Origin of the sequence: Shimia sp., assembly GCF_039969785.1 — a bacterium.
Classification (GTDB): domain Bacteria; phylum Pseudomonadota; class Alphaproteobacteria; order Rhodobacterales; family Rhodobacteraceae; genus Shimia.
Genome location: NZ_JBDVNC010000004.1, coordinates 275,077 through 292,040, shown reverse-complemented (window position 1 = coordinate 292,040; position 16,964 = coordinate 275,077). Strand labels below are relative to the sequence as shown.

The 16,964-nt window shown below is 56.8% G+C and carries 17 protein-coding genes; 10 read left to right on the top strand and 7 right to left on the bottom strand.

The genetic code is table 11. The features are described from left to right. Positions 1-102 precede the first annotated feature (102 nt). Together ABJI08_RS01800 and ABJI08_RS01795 are read left to right on the top strand one after the other, a co-directional pair. Entirely contained in the window at positions 103-1,422 is a 1,320-nt protein-coding gene (locus ABJI08_RS01800) for a mechanosensitive ion channel domain-containing protein (protein ID WP_348400116.1), read from the top strand. Continuing rightward, positions 1,419-2,573 carry a TIGR03862 family flavoprotein gene (locus ABJI08_RS01795; protein ID WP_348400115.1) on the top strand — a complete coding sequence of 385 codons (1,155 nt, stop codon included), beginning with the start codon at positions 1,419-1,421 and terminating at the stop codon, positions 2,571-2,573. The genes ABJI08_RS01800 and ABJI08_RS01795 overlap by 4 nt, the downstream gene beginning before the upstream one ends. 4 nt (positions 2,574-2,577) lie before the next feature. Here the strand turns inward: ABJI08_RS01795 and ABJI08_RS01790 are convergent, their stop codons facing one another. The 4 genes from ABJI08_RS01790 to leuS all read right to left on the bottom strand — a co-directional run bounded on the left by ABJI08_RS01790 (position 2,578) and on the right by leuS (position 7,412). Then, the gene (locus tag ABJI08_RS01790) at positions 2,578-3,168 is read right to left on the bottom strand and encodes a glutathione S-transferase family protein (RefSeq protein WP_348400114.1); all 591 of its coding nucleotides are present in this window, start codon (positions 3,166-3,168) and stop codon (positions 2,578-2,580) included. 185 nt (positions 3,169-3,353) lie between these two features. Further along, entirely contained in the window at positions 3,354-4,379 is a 1,026-nt protein-coding gene (holA, locus tag ABJI08_RS01785; RefSeq protein WP_348400113.1) for a DNA polymerase III subunit delta, read from the bottom strand. Continuing rightward, the gene (lptE, locus tag ABJI08_RS01780; RefSeq protein WP_348400112.1) at positions 4,376-4,867 is read right to left on the bottom strand and encodes an LPS assembly lipoprotein LptE; all 492 of its coding nucleotides are present in this window, start codon (positions 4,865-4,867) and stop codon (positions 4,376-4,378) included. Before lptE ends, holA begins: the two co-directional genes overlap by 4 nt. Next, on the bottom strand, positions 4,854-7,412 hold the full coding sequence (leuS, locus tag ABJI08_RS01775) for a leucine--tRNA ligase (protein ID WP_348400111.1): 2,559 nt from the start codon (positions 7,410-7,412) through the stop codon (positions 4,854-4,856). The genes lptE and leuS overlap by 14 nt, the downstream gene beginning before the upstream one ends. A 185-nt stretch (positions 7,413-7,597) precedes the next feature. Between leuS and ABJI08_RS01770 the strand changes: the two genes are divergently transcribed. Beyond that, positions 7,598-8,857, top strand: a complete 1,260-nt coding sequence (locus ABJI08_RS01770; protein WP_348400110.1) for a glycosyltransferase family 4 protein — start codon at positions 7,598-7,600, stop codon at positions 8,855-8,857. 70 nt (positions 8,858-8,927) lie between these two features. Here the strand turns inward: ABJI08_RS01770 and ABJI08_RS01765 are convergent, their stop codons facing one another. Next, entirely contained in the window at positions 8,928-9,407 is a 480-nt protein-coding gene (locus ABJI08_RS01765; protein ID WP_348400109.1) for a DUF3576 domain-containing protein, read from the bottom strand. A gap of 300 nt (positions 9,408-9,707) precedes the next feature. On the opposite strand from ABJI08_RS01765, the gene ABJI08_RS01760 reads away from it, so the two are divergent. Together ABJI08_RS01760 and ABJI08_RS01755 are read left to right on the top strand one after the other, a co-directional pair. After that, on the top strand, positions 9,708-10,622 hold the full coding sequence (locus tag ABJI08_RS01760) for a porin (protein ID WP_348400108.1): 915 nt from the start codon (positions 9,708-9,710) through the stop codon (positions 10,620-10,622). Between the two features lie 105 nt (positions 10,623-10,727). After that, a complete protein-coding gene (locus ABJI08_RS01755) occupies positions 10,728-11,378 on the top strand; it encodes a YggS family pyridoxal phosphate-dependent enzyme (RefSeq protein ID WP_348400107.1) in 651 nt (216 codons plus the stop codon). A gap of 87 nt (positions 11,379-11,465) precedes the next feature. On the opposite strand, the gene ABJI08_RS01750 is transcribed toward ABJI08_RS01755, so the two are convergent. Continuing rightward, positions 11,466-11,960 (bottom strand): L,D-transpeptidase family protein, encoded by a 495-nt coding sequence (locus ABJI08_RS01750; protein ID WP_348400106.1) that lies wholly within the window; start codon positions 11,958-11,960, stop codon positions 11,466-11,468. Positions 11,961-11,979: 19 nt separating this feature from the next. Further along, the gene (ribA, locus tag ABJI08_RS01745; protein WP_348400105.1) at positions 11,980-13,071 is read right to left on the bottom strand and encodes a GTP cyclohydrolase II; all 1,092 of its coding nucleotides are present in this window, start codon (positions 13,069-13,071) and stop codon (positions 11,980-11,982) included. Between the two features lie 180 nt (positions 13,072-13,251). Between ribA and ABJI08_RS01740 the strand changes: the two genes are divergently transcribed. From ABJI08_RS01740 to ABJI08_RS01720, 5 genes are all read left to right on the top strand, one after another. Next, positions 13,252-13,938, top strand: a complete 687-nt coding sequence (locus ABJI08_RS01740; protein ID WP_348400104.1) for a response regulator transcription factor — start codon at positions 13,252-13,254, stop codon at positions 13,936-13,938. Between the two features lie 340 nt (positions 13,939-14,278). Continuing rightward, a complete protein-coding gene (locus ABJI08_RS01735; RefSeq protein WP_348400103.1) occupies positions 14,279-15,067 on the top strand; it encodes an exodeoxyribonuclease III in 789 nt (262 codons plus the stop codon). A gap of 88 nt (positions 15,068-15,155) precedes the next feature. Further along, a complete protein-coding gene (locus ABJI08_RS01730; protein ID WP_348400102.1) occupies positions 15,156-16,073 on the top strand; it encodes a co-chaperone YbbN in 918 nt (305 codons plus the stop codon). 27 nt (positions 16,074-16,100) lie between these two features. Then, entirely contained in the window at positions 16,101-16,745 is a 645-nt protein-coding gene (locus tag ABJI08_RS01725; RefSeq protein ID WP_348400101.1) for an LON peptidase substrate-binding domain-containing protein, read from the top strand. After that, entirely contained in the window at positions 16,742-16,924 is a 183-nt protein-coding gene (locus tag ABJI08_RS01720) for a Trm112 family protein (protein WP_348400100.1), read from the top strand. Before ABJI08_RS01725 ends, ABJI08_RS01720 begins: the two co-directional genes overlap by 4 nt. The last annotated feature ends 40 nt before the right edge of the window (positions 16,925-16,964 follow it).

Genomic DNA, 16,964 nt, shown 5'->3' with positions numbered 1-16,964 from the left:
CGCAGGCCACCGGGCAATTGGGTCTGATCGGTGCTTGCTCTTGAGTTCGGTGGAACTTGCGGGCATGAGATTGCCGGTAATGTACAAAGGTATGAGGGTGCAATGGACGGGTCAGAACTCGCCGCGCAGGGGCTGGAACAGGCGCAACGATTGTGGGAGATCGCGCAAGGTTGGCTGTTAAGCCCCGCCGCGTGGTCACAACTCGGGCTGCTTGTTGTGGCCTATATTTTCGCGCTGCTCGTTGCACGCAAGCTCAAACCATTGGCCACGCGGTTGTTGACCCCGCCTGACATGCAGGATCACGCGATTGCCAAGATGCGCCGGTTTGTTCTGATTTTTGTGCCCCTGATGCTGCCGCTGTTGGCCTATGGGTTCACAGGGATCGGTGAATCGGTGACCCGGTCGCTGTTTGGGTCGGGTGCGGTGATCGCGTTTGGCAAACGGGTGTTCCTGTTCCTTGCGGTGCGCATTCTGGTGCGCGAGGTCATTGATGACCCGCTGATGAAAGTTCTGGGGCGATACATTCTGATCCCCGTTGCGGCGCTCTACGCTATCGGATTGCTGGAACCGGCGATGCTGAGGCTGGACGAGACGATTGTGCCTTTGGGCAACTTGTCGTTCTCGATGCTGTTTGCGATCCGTTTCGTGATTGTTGGCGGCGCGATTTTCTGGCTGGGCCGGTGGTCGAATGATCAGTCCACTCAGTTCATCAAGAAACAGGCCGAAATGCGCCCGGCCATGCGCGAGCTGATCGCCAAGGCGATCGAGATCGGGATATTTGGTGTCGCGTTCCTGTTGCTGATGAACATCATGGGCATTTCGCTGACGTCTTTGGCGGTTTTGACCGGTGTGATTGGTGTTGGTCTTGGTTTTGGGCTGCAGAAGATTGCGTCGAATTTCATCTCGGGTGTGATCCTGCTTTTGGAGGGGCAGGCTACGGTCGGAGATTATGTTGAGTTGGATGGCGGCGAGGCGGGCACTATTATCCGGATGACCGCGCGGGCGACTATTCTGGAGACTTATGACGGGCGCTGGATTGTGGTGCCAAACGAAGATTTCATCACTACCCGTGTGGTGAATTATTCCGATAGCGGGTCTGCCAACCGGTATGAGGCGCCATTTTCGGTCAGCTATGACACGGATATCAACAAGGTGCCCGATATCGTTGAGGCGGCGGTGGCTAAGCATCCCGGCGTGTTGAATGAGCCGTTCCCCCCGGATTGCGAACTGCGCGGGTTTGGCGAGAGCGGCGTGGATTTCGCGGTGGAAATCTGGGTGGAAGGCATTGATGACGGCAAAAACAAATTCATGTCCGACGTGTTGTTCCTGATCTGGAACGCGCTCAAAGAGAACGGCATTGAGATCCCTTATCCGCACCGTGTGATCGAGCTGAAAGGCGCGATCGAGACCCGGTCATCGTGACAGACGCGCTGATCATTGGGGCGGGGCCAGCTGGATTGATGGCGGCAGATGTGCTGTCAGCCGCCGGGGTAAAGGTGGTGGTGGCCGAGGCCAAACCATCGGTTGCGCGCAAGTTGCTGATGGCGGGCAAATCCGGGCTGAACCTGACGCGGGACGAAGCATTTGATCCGTTTCTGGCCGCATTCGACACAGCGGCCCCCGTGTTGCGACCAATGCTTGAGGCGTTTGGACCAGATGAGGTGCGCCATTGGGCCGAAGGTCTGGGACAGGAAATGTTCACCGGGTCTTCGGGGCGGGTGTTTCCAAGGGTGATGAAAGCATCCCCTTTGTTGCGGGCATGGTTGCGGCGGCTGGATGGGCAGGGGGTCACGTTGCGCACGCGCTGGCGATGGACCGACGGGGCGTTCCGGTTTGAGACCCCCGAGGGCATGCAGGACATTCGCCCAAAAGTCGCGGTTCTGGCTTGTGGCGGGGCCAGCTGGGCGCGGCTTGGCTCGGATGGGGCATGGGCCAACTGGATCGGGGTGCCGCTGGCACCTTTTCGGCCTGCGAATATGGGATTTCATGTGGATTGGTCGGATCACATGACGGCGCATTTCGGCAGTCCGGTGAAAACCGTTGCGTTAAGCGCCGGCGACATGCGGGTGCGCGGCGAATTTGTGGTGTCAGCCCGGGGTGTCGAAGGCGGCGGTATCTATGCGGTGTCGCGTCTGTTGCGCGATGGGCATGGCTTGACGATTGACCTGATGCCCGACCTGAACGAAGACGATTTGCGCAAACGTCTGGCCCGGCGACGTGGTAAAACCAGCCTGTCCAATCATCTGCGCAAAACACTGCGGCTTGATCCGGTGAAACAGGCGCTGTTGATGGAGTTCGGACGCCCCTTGCCGGATGATCTTGCTCCGCTGATCAAGGCTTTGCCGGTGCGTTTGTCTGGCCCGCGCCCAATGGATGAAGCGATTTCGACAGCGGGCGGCGTGCCGTTTTCGGCCTTGGACGGGACCTTGATGCTTGCGTCTCAGCCCGGCGTGTTTGCCGCCGGGGAAATGCTCGACTGGGAGGCTCCGACAGGTGGCTATCTGCTGACGGGCTGCCTTGCCACAGGGCGCTGGGCAGGGCAGAGCGCTTTGGCGTGGCTGAACAAAGCCTGAGCGTTCAGGGCCGTTTTTCGCGCAGTTTGCGAAAGGCAGGACGTGCGCGCACGATTTTGAGGTAGTCTTTGAAATCATCGTTGTCTGTCGGGAATTTCGCAGAGAGCGCCCAGCCGCCGCAATGGGTCAGGATAATGTCCGGAATGGTCATCATCTCGCCCATTAGATAAGGACCTTTTCGGCGCGCCAGAACAAAGTCGAGGTTGCGGCTATATTCCCAGATCAACGAAGATTTTACCTCGGGCACGCGTTTGTCTTCGGGCAGGACAAAGCTGTGGCGTGCCGCGGTCCATAAGACCGCATCAATTTCATCAAGCACCTGATGGGTGATGCTGTCCTGATGAGCGCGCTCGATGGTGCCCGCAGGAAAGGTCAGAGCGCCGTGTTTGTCGGCCAGATAGGTCAGGATGGCGGTCGAGTCTGTGATTGCCACGCCATCGTCCAGCAGGACAGGCACCTTTCCAGTGGGGTTCAGGGACAGGACTTTTTCGCTGCGCGGTTTTTCGGGCAGCGATTCATAAGGCTGGCCAAGCTCCTCCAGCATCCACATGACACGAAAACTCCGGCTGCTCAGCCCGCCAATGACGTCATACATGGTTCATCCTCCTGAAACTAATGCAAAGGTGGCAGGCCAGCTCGGGCACGACAAGATACAATTCATGTAGTGACGTGGGGTCGGGGCGCGTGGGCGGGCCTGCCCGGCCGGGCGCCCCGCCGGGCCCAACGCATTTGCCTGTGCAGCTTTGCTGCAGTGGCAAGGGGCGGGAGCAATTGGCTGGCCTATCGGCGTCCCAGCATGGCAAGACGCAGGAACAGCCGCTCAACCAGCGCCATATCCGGCGCGCGTTGCCCGGCTGAGCGCAACTGCAGGTCAGTATCTGTCAGTCCGGTCAGGGCCTGTTCCAGCTTGGCCGCGCCCCAGCCAGACGCCTGCCGCATCATCCTGTCCCGACGTGGGCCAAAAATGGGCGGGCGCATGCGTGCAATTCCGGCTGATGCGCCGCCGGGGTCAGATGCCGCCGTATAAAGCGCGCGAAAATGGCGGGTGGCCGAGATAAGGAGCGCGACCGGGTTCACACCTTGCGCCTGAAGTTTGCGCAATACCGGGCCAATTTCCTGCGGGCGGCCCTCGGCCACAATGTTAAGAACATCATCCAGAGCGGCCTCGGTTGATAGCGGGGCACAGGCCATCACGTCTTCGGACGTCACCGGCAGGTCATCTTCGAATTTATACAGCGCCAGTTTTTCGAGTGTCTGCCGAAAATCCCCCGGATCAAGCTCGCGGGCGAGATTATTGAGGTCGGTCATGGCTTCGTGTTCGACATTCTTCAGACCGGACCGCGCCAGATCTGCCTCGATCTCGGCACGCGAGGGTGGGTCATTGTAAATGCCCACCGCATAGGCGTTGGCGTGCACCTCAAAGGCTTTGCGTACTTTTGAGCTCGCCTTGAGCTGACCGGCTGTGACGATGATCTGCGCATCTCCCGGCGACCAGTCCTCTAAAGCGGCTAAAATTGCGGGCGCCGCTGCGTCGGTGGCGTCTTCGACAAAGGCCACCCTGGGTCCGGGGAAAAAGCTGATTTCCTTGATCGCGTCGCCCAGTCGTGCGGGGTCTTTGCGCAACTCGCCGCCGGGTATGCGTGTCAGGCGCATTTCCTCTTCGCCCTGTGGACCTATCAACGCTGCAATCACTTCCTGCCGCTTGAGCGCGGTTCGCATCGCGTCTGCGCCGTAAATCAGCAACCCGGTGCGATCCGGGTCCGGCGATGCGAAATAGCGCGCGCTGTCGCGGGCGGACAGTTTCATAGCGGGTTGGTGGTGGTATAGGCCTGCAGATCAGCGACAATACGGTCGGCCAGAATGACCATCAGTCGTTCGAAAGCGTCCGTTTCCGCCGCCAGTTCTGCAACCGTCGAACCGGTCGCCGAATAGCCGGTAAAGCTGTTGACTTTGCCCGAGGTGATCACCTCTTTCGTGTTCAGTTCGCGCAGCGAATATGTTGCCTCGCCAACAATGTCATAGCGCGACGTGACCTGTGCCACAGTTTTGCCAACCGATTCCTGATCGGTCTTGACCGAAAGCGATAAGCCATAGGTTTCGCCGCCAGATCCCCGACCTAGCCTGTCTTCCAGCTCGCGTGTCAAAAGATAAGACGCATTGTCACCGGGTTCATCCACCAACACGTTGTTCTGCAAAACGCTGGCGCCCCCTTCGGGTCCGTAAACCGGGGAAAAGCCGCAACCGCCAAGGGCAGCGGCCGAAAGCAGAAACAGGCGACGATTAAATGACAACATTCACAATCCGACCGGGGACAACGATGAGTTTCTTGGGCTGGGCTCCGTCCAGCGTGCGAATGACAGCTTCGTGGGCGAGAACAAGTTTTTCAACCTCTTCCTTGGGCATGTCCTTGGGTACGCTGATTTCCGCGCGTCGTTTGCCGTTGATCTGGATCGGCAGGGTGACACTGGCCTCGACCAGCATCGCTTCGTCCGCTACGGGCCAGGGCGCGTTGATGATCAGACCTTCTCCACCCAGCAACTGCCAGATTTCCTCGGACAGGTGCGGTGTCATCGGTGACATGAGTTGGGCTAGGACCCTGGTGGCATCGCGTTTGGCAGCGCTACTTGCCTTGGATTTGGCCAGCGCATTGGTAAAGGCATAAAGCTTGGCGATTGAGGCGTTAAAGCCAAAGCTTTCCACACCAAGTGTCACGTCGCGGATGGCTTTGTGCATCTCGCGCAACAATGCCTCGTCTTCGTTTGGATTTCCAGCATCCGACGCGATCACATCGGTCGCAATGCGATGCACGCGGTTGAGATGTTTGAACGCAGCTTCGGCGCCAGAGGCGGTCCATTCGACGTCGCGTTCAGGCGGCGAGTCCGACAGCACAAACCAGCGCGCGGTGTCGGCGCCGTAGGAGGTGATGATGTCGACCGGATCAACCACGTTGTTCTTGGATTTGGACATCTTGGCGGACGGGATAACGTCAACCTTTTCACCGGTTTCCTTAACAACGGTCACGCCGTCACGCTCTTCGACCTCGGCCGGATAGTGATAAATTGCGCGGCCGTTTTCGTCTGTGCGTTCGGCGTTCTTGAAAATCGCGTGTGTCACCATGCCTTGGGTAAAGAGCGCATCAAACGGCTCTTTGGCGGTTTCGGGCAGGTGACCGCAGATGTGCATCGCGCGGGCGAAAAAGCGCGAATAGAGCAAATGCAAGATCGCGTGTTCGATGCCGCCGATATACTGGTCGACATTCATCCAGTAAGCCGCGTCTTCGGCCACGGTCGGTGTCGTCGCGCGCGGCGCGGTGAAGCGGGCGAAATACCACGAGCTGTCCACAAACGTGTCCATTGTATCCGTTTCGCGTTTCGCAGGTGCGCCGCAGGACGGGCAGGCACAGTCGCGCCACGTTGGATGGCGATCCAGCGGATTGCCGGGCACGTCCAGCGTGACGTCGTCGGGCAGCTCAATCGGCAGGTTTTCTTTCTTTTCAGGCACCACGCCGCAAGCATCACAATGCACAACAGGAATCGGGCAACCCCAATAGCGTTGGCGGCTCAGCCCCCAGTCGCGCAGGCGGAATTTTGTCACGCCCTGACCCCAGCCCGCCTTTTCGGCAAAATCGATGGTGGCGTCGATTGCATCCTGTCCGGTGGCTTCATCCAGCCCGGCGAAATGGTTGATCCATTTGACCTTTTGCTCTTTGGGCGGCACGAAAGCCTCGTTTTCGACCGGCTTAGGTGCGTCGAGATCAAGGAACGTGTCGACCACGGGCAAATCGTATTTGCGGCAGAAATCAAGATCGCGCTGGTCGTGTGCCGGACAGGCGAAAATTGCGCCGGTGCCGTAATCCATCAGGATAAAGTTGGCGATCCAGACAGGCAGTTCCCAATCAGGGTTCAGCGGGTGTTTTACGGTGATGCCCGTGTCATAGCCCAGCTTTGGCGCCGTTTCGATGGCTTCTTCTGTGGTGCCGCCCTTGCGGCATTCCGCAAGGAAATCAGCCAGTTCGGAGTTGTCCGCTTCCAGCTCTTTGGCGATTGGGTGATCGGGAGAGATGCCAACAAAAGACGCGCCCATCAGTGTGTCAGGGCGGGTGGTGTAGACCTCGATCGGGTCGGCGCCGTCTGTGCGTTCAAAGCTGAATTGCAGGCCGCGTGATTTGCCGATCCAGTTTTCCTGCATCAAGCGCACTTTGGCGGGCCAGTTATCGAGTGTTTCAAGCGCGTCGAGCAATTCTTCGGAATAGTCAGAGATTTTGAAGAACCATTGCGTCAGCTCGCGTCGTTCGACCAGCGCGCCCGACCGCCAGCCGCGCCCGCCTTCGACCTGTTCATTGGCCAGAACGGTCATGTCGACCGGATCCCAGTTCACAACCGCGTTTTTGCGATAGACCAGACCTTCGTCGAGAAAATCGAGAAACAGCGATTGCTGCTGACCGTAATATTCAGGATCACAGGTGGCGAACATGCGCGACCAGTCGAGCGACAGGCCCAGCGGCTTCATTTGTTCGACCATGGTGTCGATGTTAGAATAGGTCCATTCCTTGGGGTGGCCGCCGATGGCCATGGCCGCGTTTTCCGCAGGCATACCAAACGCATCAAAGCCCATTGGGTGCAGCACATTGTGACCTGTCGACATCTTGTAACGTGCGATCACGTCACCCATCGTGTAATTGCGCACGTGGCCCATGTGCAGCTTGCCCGATGGATACGGGAACATCTCAAGCACATAGTATTTCGGCTTGGACACGTCCCGGACAGCCTTGAAGGTTTCAGACCTGGTCCAGGCTTGTTGCCATTTGGATTCGATTTCGGCGGCGGTATAGCGCGACATGAAGAGGTCACCCTTTCAATTCTCGAGGTGCCGCATTGGTGCGGCGCGGTTCGCAAATGGTGATATGCGGGCTTGGGTCTGTGGTCCAGTGCGCAGGAAGGTCAAAATGCAAATTGGCTGGGGTTTGCAGAGGGAAAACACACGTTATACAGGTTCAAAGCATAACAGGTAGTCAGGCAGTCATTATGAAGATACTTTTTATCCATCAGAATTTTCCCGGTCAGTTCAAGCATTTGGCGCCAGCTTTGGCAGCAAGGGGAGATGATGTTGTTTCGCTGACATTGCGCGTTAAGGAAGCGACAAATTGGCAGGGCGTAAAAATATTGCCCTACACAATTGCTCGCAAACCATCGCAAGGCCTGCATCCTTGGCTGGTTGATTTCGAAACAAAGTTGTTACGGGCCGAATCCTGTTATGCGGCGGCACGGAAACTGCGCGAGTCTGGATTCACGCCAGATGTGATTGTCGCGCATCCCGGTTGGGGCGAGTCGATGTTCCTGAGAGATTTGTGGCCCAGTGCCAGAATCGGGCTATTCTGTGAGATGTATTATTCGCACGAGGATAATGATGTCGGATTCGATCCCGAATTTCCAAAGAATGATGCCGAATCAGACACCATCCGCCTCAGACTTAAAAACCTGAACAATATGATGCACTTGCAGGTTGGTGACATGGGTATCAGCCCAACGGAATATCAGGCGTCAAGCTATCCGCCGGAATACAGGCAGATTATTGACGTGATCCATGACGGGATCGACACTGACGCTGTACAGCCCAACGAAAATGTCCGATTTGAACTGGAAGACGGCGTGGCGTTGACCCGTCAGGACGAAGTGATTACATTTGTGAACCGCAATCTGGAGCCTTATCGGGGTTACCATGTTTTCATGCGCGCATTGCCTAAATTGCTAAAGCAAAGGCCAAATGCCCGGGTCTTGATCGTCGGCGGCGACGACGTGAGTTATGGGGCCCGGCCGCCCAAAGGCTCGACGTGGAAGCAAAAGTACATTGATGAGGTGCGCGGACGCATTTCCACGCCTGATTGGCAGCGCGTGCATTTTTTAGGACGTATCCCCTATGACCGCTTTTTGAATTTGCTTCAGATCAGTAAGGCGCACTTGTATCTGACTTATCCTTTTGTGCTGAGTTGGTCTTTGCTGGAGGCAATGTCCGCCTGCGCGCCTATCATTGCAAGTGACACGGCGCCATTGCACGAAGTGATCAAAAATGGCGAGACAGGTGTGCTGTTCCCATTCTTTGACTCTGACCGGTTGGTAGAGGAAACCTGCGCAGTGCTGGAGAACCCGAAAAAAGCGGAAGAAATGGGGGCAGCGGCGCGTCGGTTTGCCGTGGAGAACTATGATCTGCAATCGTGCTGTTTGCCACGCCAGCTTGATTGGATCGACAGGCTATTTGCGATGCAGCCAGGCGCCGTTCGGACTTAAGGCGATCTGACAAGAAAAAAGGCCGTTCCTACACGGGCGGCCTTCGAACACTTTTCTCATTTGATTAATTTTACAGGCGACCGTCAGCTATCCTGATCTGACGTGCCCGCGTCAGGATCGCATCCTCAACTGCACGGATCGTGCCTTCGGAAACTGCTCCGCCGCCTCTGGTCTGCATTGCGACGTTCAACGAGCGCGCATCAAGCGAAGGGTCGCGGATATAGACCGTTGCCCGATAAGATCTGCCGCCACCCGGCGGTGTGCCATATCCCATGACGATCACGCCGGAAAACGGATCAACACTTTGAACTGGCAGGAAATCCAGAACTTCCAGAGATGCCGCCCACAGATATTTGTTCACACGCAATGTGATGTCGGAATCATCGGGACCAAAAAGATCCCAGATGGTTTCCCGTTCTTGTGAGTATTCCGTTGTGCGCCCATCCACGGCCAGGCCGGAGGGCGACTTTGCTCTGTTGTTGGCGCAAGCGGTAAGCACAGTAACAGCCAGCATCGCAACAATCAGGATAGGTCGGCGAACTGAATTCATGACGAAGCCTCAAGTCAACGTTTGTACCCGTCCTAGCCAAGCATGCCGGATTGAGCAAGGCTCTTACTGAATGTCTTAAGAAGTCGGAGCTTATCCTCATAGGTGGCAATGGGCGCATTTTGGCCGAGTCCGGGGATTGGCGAACCGGACTGTGGCAAGTCTGCACCATTTCCGGCGACTTTGCCCCCGGGTACTGCTGCCATGCTTGCAATGACCCCCCGAAAAGAGCGAGAGACTACGGCATACCCAGTGTGGGATTCTCCGGCTGGGCGCATGAATTGGAAAACCGAGGGAAAAACTATGAAAAAAGTTCTCTTCGCATCGACAGCCCTGATTGCTACCGCTGGCATGGCCGCTGCTGATGTTTCGTTTGGTGGCTACGGCCGCTTTGGTTTGGTATACACAGAAAATGCCACTCAAGAAGCAGTGCTGGATCACCGCTTTCGTTTGACCGTAACCGGCACAACCGAAACCGACAACGGCGTTAAGTTCGAAGGTCGTATCCGTTGGGAAGCCAACGACGGTACAGCTCCTTTGGGCACTAACTCTGCCGGTGGCGCATCAACTGGTGCAGCTGGTTTTGCTGTTTCGACCGGTGGTCTGCGTTTGGACGTTGGTCACGTTTCGGACGTCTTCGACTCGGGCGACGTTCTGAACTGGGGCGGCTACGGCGTTGGTTACACATCGTTCCTGGAGCAGTCTTCGAACTTCTCTAGCTTCGACAAAAAAGGCTTCGGCGCTGGTACCACAACTCAGCAGACTGTTAAGCTGCGTTATGCAACTGGCGACTTCACAGTGTCTGGTTCGTATACTCTGGACGACACCACAATTGCTGGTGACAACGACTACTGGCAGATCGGTGCTGGCTACAGCTTCGGCGATCACCGTGTAGGCGCTATGTATGGCGACGACGGCACCAACGGCCAGTGGGCTCTGGGTGTTGACGGCTCGTTCGGCGACTTCTCCTACGCTGTTCTGGTTGGCGACAACGACGTTGAAAGCGACACAATGTACGGTGCTTCGGGTTCTTACGCGATCTCCGCAGCAACCAGCATCCAAGCTGCAGTATCGGCCGGCGGCGCAACCGCAACCGACACAGCATTTGGTATCGGTGTTAAGCACAGCCTCGGTGGCGGTGTTACTCTGGGCGCCGGTGTTGGCTCCAACAGCGCAGGCAACACTGCTGCTGACGCAGGTGTAGTATTCAACTTCTAAGTTGAACACTCTCACTTAAGATTTTGGGCGGACTCTTCGGAGTTCGCCCTTTTCTTTTGCCCCCAAAGCGTGTTTTTTGCAGTCGGTTAGAGTAAAGGGCTGCAAATGTCGCTTGGCGAGATCCAAAACAGAATTCATAAAGCCGAGGCCGCTGCGGGGCGCCCTGAAGGGGCAGTTCAGTTGATCGCGGTCAGCAAACGGCAACCCGATGCTCGCGTTGAAGACACGCTGAAATTGGGGCACCGGGTATTTGGTGAAAATCAGGTACAGGAAGCGATTGGCAAATGGCCGGCTTTCCGCGAACAGTTTGCTGATGTTGCTGTGCACTTGCTTGGACCCTTGCAGACCAACAAGGCCCGACAGGCAATGGAGGCTTTTGAGGCGATCCATTCTGTTGATCGGCCAAAGCTGGCCAAGACACTGGCGCGCCTCGCACAAGAGTTGGGGCATTGCCCGCAATTGTTCATTCAGGTGAACACCGGCGAGGAAGAGCAGAAATCGGGTGTATTGCCCTTAGAAACTGACGGATTTGTTGCCGAATGCCGAAAAATGGATCTGCCAGTTGCAGGGCTGATGTGCATCCCACCTGTCACAGAAGAGCCGGCGTTGCATTTTGCGTTACTGGCCAGAATTGCAGAGCGCAACGGGCTGCACGGGTTGAGCATGGGCATGAGTGGTGACTTTGAGAGGGCAGTGGCCCAAGGCGCGACGCATGTGAGGGTTGGCTCGGCCATATTTGGCGATCGGGCATATTGAGCCGTATTCAGCGACCTTGAAAGCTGACTTTGTCCTTCTGAGAGTTTTGAACGGCTTAGACCGAAATGCCATGTCTAAGCGGGCGGTTTAATGCACAATCAAACGTGTGCCGGGCGGCGTGCGGTTGACGATCCAGCGCAGATGGTCACGGCGAAAGGCGATACAGCCTTCGGTTGGAAAGCCGGGACGACGCCATTGATGCAGAAAGATGGCTGATCCGTGACCCGGCGTGGCAATGGGCCAGTTCCAATCCGTCAGCAATACCAGATCATATAACGGGTCGGCCCGGCGCAGGCATTCGTGGCTTTCGCTATAGGGCGCCTGAACGAGTTGATTATAGGTCGAGGTATTGGGCGCGTCGGACCACAGATCATCCTTACCAACAGGCTCTGCCCAAGCAGTTGGGCGCGCCATTCGGTCGGCCCGATAGAGCAACCCGGTGATCCTGTGGATCCCGCGTGGGGTTGCGCCGTCGCCTTCGCGTTTGGTGCCGCTGAGGCCGCTGCGCCCAATCGTGCAGGGGAACACACGGCCATGAAATCGGACCCCGCGCGGTGTCAGGACAAGGTCATCAGGTGTCATCAAAGTACCGTCCGAAAGGTCAAAGCAGGTGACCGGACTTGGCAGCTTTGGTCGCCAGATAGGCCCGGTTATGGGCATTTTCACCAACTTTAAGGGCGACGCGTTCTGTCACTGACAACCCCGCGGATTCCATCATATCGATCTTGCGTGGGTTATTTGTGAGTAGCCGAACTTGAGAAAAGCCCATTTTTTTCAAAATGTTAGAGCCAATGCGAAAATCGCGCTCGTCGTCTTCGAACCCAAGCCGATGGTTGGCCTCAACCGTGTCAAACCCCTGATCCTGAAGCGAGTATGCACGCATTTTGTTGGCCAGTCCGATACCGCGCCCTTCTTGATTGAGGTATAGTAGAACGCCCGCGCCTTCGGCCCCCATTTGAGCCAGTGCGGCGTGCAACTGGGGGCCACAGTCGCATTTTAGGCTGCCCAGCACATCACCTGTGAAGCAGGCGGAATGAAGTCTTGCGAGCACAGGTTTATCCCGTGGCGGACGCCCCACTTCGATGGCGTAATGCTCTTCGCCGCCATCTTCGGGGCGGAAAATTTGCAGTCGCCCTGCATCGGCCAGCGCCATTGGCATCCGGGCGTGCGCGACGGGGTGCAAGGGGCTGGTGGCCTGCAGATGTGGCGCGGCCAGATCGGCAGGGATCATTGTTAAACCGTGCTCCAGCGAAAACCGGGTTGCGTTGTCGAGAGGTAAAACAAGAGCGGCGGGCAGAAGCCGGGCGGATTTGATCAGTTTGACAGCGGCACGGTGCAAATCGGCACTGCCCTCTCTTTCAGAGGCCAGAGGACCCTTCATAGGTGCGCGCAAATCGTCATCCGGATTGGCAACGCCGAGGAACCACGCCAGCCCCGCATCCTGAGGAGGGCGAATGCGTGCAACCTCCCCGTCATACGCCCTTGCCTTGAGGGTTTCTGCACGGCGTGCGGTGATCACCAGAACCGGCGCGCTGTCTAAGGTGTGCACGTCTTGCAGCCGGGTTGCGCTGAGGGTTTCAACGGACAGGACCAGGAGAGCGGTTCCTCCGCCGGTTAAAACGATGGGAACACCCATGCGCAAGTCGGCACGGGCGCGGGCAAGGCGTTCGACAATGTCAGGTGAAAAACTCATGAGAAGGCGATGATCCTGCTTGGCCGGGTGTCATGGATGTATGAGTGATGGCAGGATTATGAAACATTTACCAGCACAGGTACACGAGGCCGTGAGACTATTGCAGCAATTCTTGTCGAGTGCGTGAGGCGGAACCAAATCGGTGTATGAAAGAACAATGATGAAAAGCGAGGAAGTTCCATGGCACAGCTGAAAAAGATCCTGCTGGTGGATGATGACGAGGATTTGCGTGAGGCGCTGTCTGAACAGCTGATCATGACCGAAGATTTTGACGTGTTTGAAGCCGGTAACGGGACCGATGCCATGGCACGGGCAAAAGAGGGTCTGTATGATCTGGTAATTCTGGACGTAGGCCTGCCTGACACAGATGGTCGCGAGCTGTGCCGGTTGATGCGCAAGCAAGGGGTGAAAAGCCCGATTTTGATGCTGACCGGACATGACAGCGACGCGGACACTATTCTGGGTCTGGATTCCGGCGCCAATGATTATGTGACCAAGCCATTCAAGTTTCCGGTGCTGTTGGCGCGCATTCGTGCCCAGTTGCGCCAGCACGAACAGTCCGAAGATGCGGTGTTCCAGCTTGGCCCATATACGTTCAAGCCAAGCATGAAATTGCTGGTCTCCGACAATGATCGCAAGATCCGGCTGACCGAAAAAGAAACCAATATTCTCAAGTTCCTGTATCGGTCAACAGACGGTGTTGTGGCGCGTGATGTGCTGCTGCATGAGGTCTGGGGTTACAATGCAGGCGTGACCACACACACGCTGGAGACCCATATTTATCGCCTGCGTCAAAAGATCGAACCTGATCCTTCGAATGTCCGTTTGTTGGTTACTGAATCCGGTGGCTATCGGTTGGTGGCGTGACGCTGATGTCGCAGTTTGCAGATTCATGCTTTAGTTGTGTAGCGAAGATTGGCGAAATTTGATATGAGTCAAAGAAGCATATAGGCGACATCTTATATGTCATCACAAGAGATCCCGTGCATGTCCGGGTAATGATATGCACCTCCCTGTTGGACTGCCCGGGCTTCGCGCCCGGGCTTTTTTTGTTCTGAGATTGGCGCAAAACCACCGATATCGCGGATCGTCCAAACGCTGGCGGATGGTTTTGGAACACGCAAATGGCATCCGTGTCTATTGGTGATGGCAAGTCCCGCACCGGGGCGCTAGGGTTTCGCAGAATCTGGATACAGGAGCACGCAACATGGCCTTTTCACTTGCCACATGGAACATCAACTCGGTGCGATTGAGAGAGCCTATCGTGCTGAAATTGCTGGAGGAAGAAGCGCCGGATGTCCTGTGTCTGCAGGAATGTAAAAGCCCGGTGGACAAGATCCCCACCGAAGGTTTTGCGGCTTTGGGCTATACACATATGATTGCGCGCGGGCAAAAGGGCTATAACGGGGTCGCGATCCTGTCCAGGATGCCTATCGAAGATGTGGGCGACAAAGACTTCGCCAGCCTGGGCCATGCGCGTCACGTTGCCGGGCGGCTGTCCAATGGCGTGACCGTGCACAATTTCTATGTCCCGGCAGGTGGTGATGTGCCGGACCGGGAAAAGAACGAAAAGTTCGGACAAAAGCTGGATTACCTGACCGAGATGCGGGATTGGTTTCACGCCGAAAAGCCGGAAAAGGCCATTTTGGTAGGAGATCTGAACATTGCACCCCGCGAGGATGACGTCTGGAACCACAAACAGCTTTTGAAAGTTGTCAGCCATACGCCGATCGAGGTTGAGCATCTTGCGCAAACCCAGGATGCAGGCAGTTGGGTTGACATAACTCGTCAGGACATCCCCGAAGGGCAGCTTTACAGTTGGTGGAGCTATCGTGCGCGGGACTGGAATGCGGCAAACAAAGGACGGCGGCTGGATCACGTCTGGGCGACACCGGACATTTCGAACGCTGCCCATTCAAGCCGGGTGTTTCGCGACGCGCGTGGCTGGGAAAAGCCCAGCGACCATGCGCCGGTGTTTGCGTCCTTTGATCTTTGAGGCGCAGTCGCAGGAAAATCAGGATTGGGCCTTTGAAACCTGACGCCGGGGCGTCATATAGAGGCCAACCGAAATGAGGAATGACGAAATGCTCGAACTGGGACAAGGCACAGCGGCTCCGGCCGGCGATCTGATCAAGGATGTCAGCGAATCGACTTTCATGGCCGAGGTTGTGGATGCCTCAATGACGGTGCCGGTGATCGTGGATTTCTGGGCGCCGTGGTGTGGACCGTGTAAAACGCTGGGACCTGCGCTTGAGGCGGCGGTAACGGCGGCTGGTGGCGCGGTGAAAATGGCCAAGGTTAATGTCGATGAAAATCAGGCTATCGCCGGTCAGATGCGGGTGCAGTCGATCCCGACAGTCTATGCGTTTTGGCAGGGACAGCCCGTCGACGGGTTTCAGGGCGCGGTGCCGCCCAGCGAAATCGAGGAATTCGTGAAGCGCGTGATCGAGGCCGGAGGCGGAGAAGCGCCGGACAATGGGTTGGAAGACGCGTTGGTCGCCGCCGAAGAAATGCTGGCAGAAGGCGATGCAATGGGGGCAGGCGAAACATTTGCCGCCATCCTTGAACAGGATCAGAACCTTGTTGCAGCCTTTAGCGGATTGGCCCGGGCTAATATCGCTATGGGTGCGCTGGATCAGGCCGAAGCGGTGCTGAATGGTACGCCAGCAGAATTTTCCGCTGCGCCTGAGATCGAGGCCGCTCATGCGCAGCTGGAACTTGCCCGGCAGGCTGAAAACGCAGGACCGGTTGCAGAACTGCGCGCCGCCGTTGAGGCCAACCCTGATGACCTGACTGCGCGGTTCGATCTGGCACAAGCGCTGCATGCCAATGGTGACACCGAAGACGCGGTGGATGCGTTGCTGGAGCTTTTCCGGCGGGATCGTGAATGGAATGACGGTGCTGCAAAGGCGCAGTTGTTCACGATTTTCGAGTCGTTAAAGCCCAATGACCCGATTGTGTTGAACGGACGGCGCAAGCTCAGTTCGATGATCTTTGCCTGACAGGTGAAACCGGGTTAGGCTGGGCAAATGTTCAAAGCTGCTGATCTTCCTGAGACGCTGGCCATATTTCCATTGCCCGGGGCGCTGTTGTTGCCCCGTTCAAGGTTGCCATTGCACATTTTCGAACCGCGCTATCTGGCGATGCTGGATGATGCGCTAAAGTCGGAAAAAAGATTGATCGGCATGGTGCAACCCAACGAGGTGCCCGGACGCGAGGGCATCGGGTTGCAAACCATCGGATGTGTTGGCCGCATCACGCAATTTTCGGAAACCGACGATCACCGGTATCTGGTCACGCTGACCGGAATTTCCCGGTTTCGCGTTCTGCGAGAGGTTGATGGGTTTACGCCATACCGGCGGTGTGAAGTCAGCTGGGACGGGTTTGACAGAGATCTTGGCCCTGCAGAACACGATGCGCAATTTGACCGGGCTGCGTTTATGCACCTGTTGCAGCGGTATTTTGAAACGCTGGATTTATCCACCGACTGGGAAACGCTAAAGGATGCCAACGACGAATTGCTGATCAATTCGTTGTCCATGCTTTTGGATTTTGAACCCGAAGACCGGCAGGCGCTTTTGGAGGCGCCGTCGCTGGGTACGCGTCGCGAGACGTTGGTGACGTTGATAGAATTTGCACTGCGCGGCGGCGCAGGAGAGGACATGATACAATGAGTGAACAGGCCGAATTCGACCGTCGCATGCTGGAGGCGTTGGTCTGCCCGCAGACACGCACGACGCTAAGCTATGATGCCGCAGCGCAGGAACTGGTGTCCAAATCGGCCGGGCTGGCCTTTCCGATCCGCAATGGCATTCCGGTGATGCTGATCGATGAAGCACGGGTTTTAGAATAGGGCAGGGGCCTCGCGGTCTTGGCAATTCTCCATTTCCCTG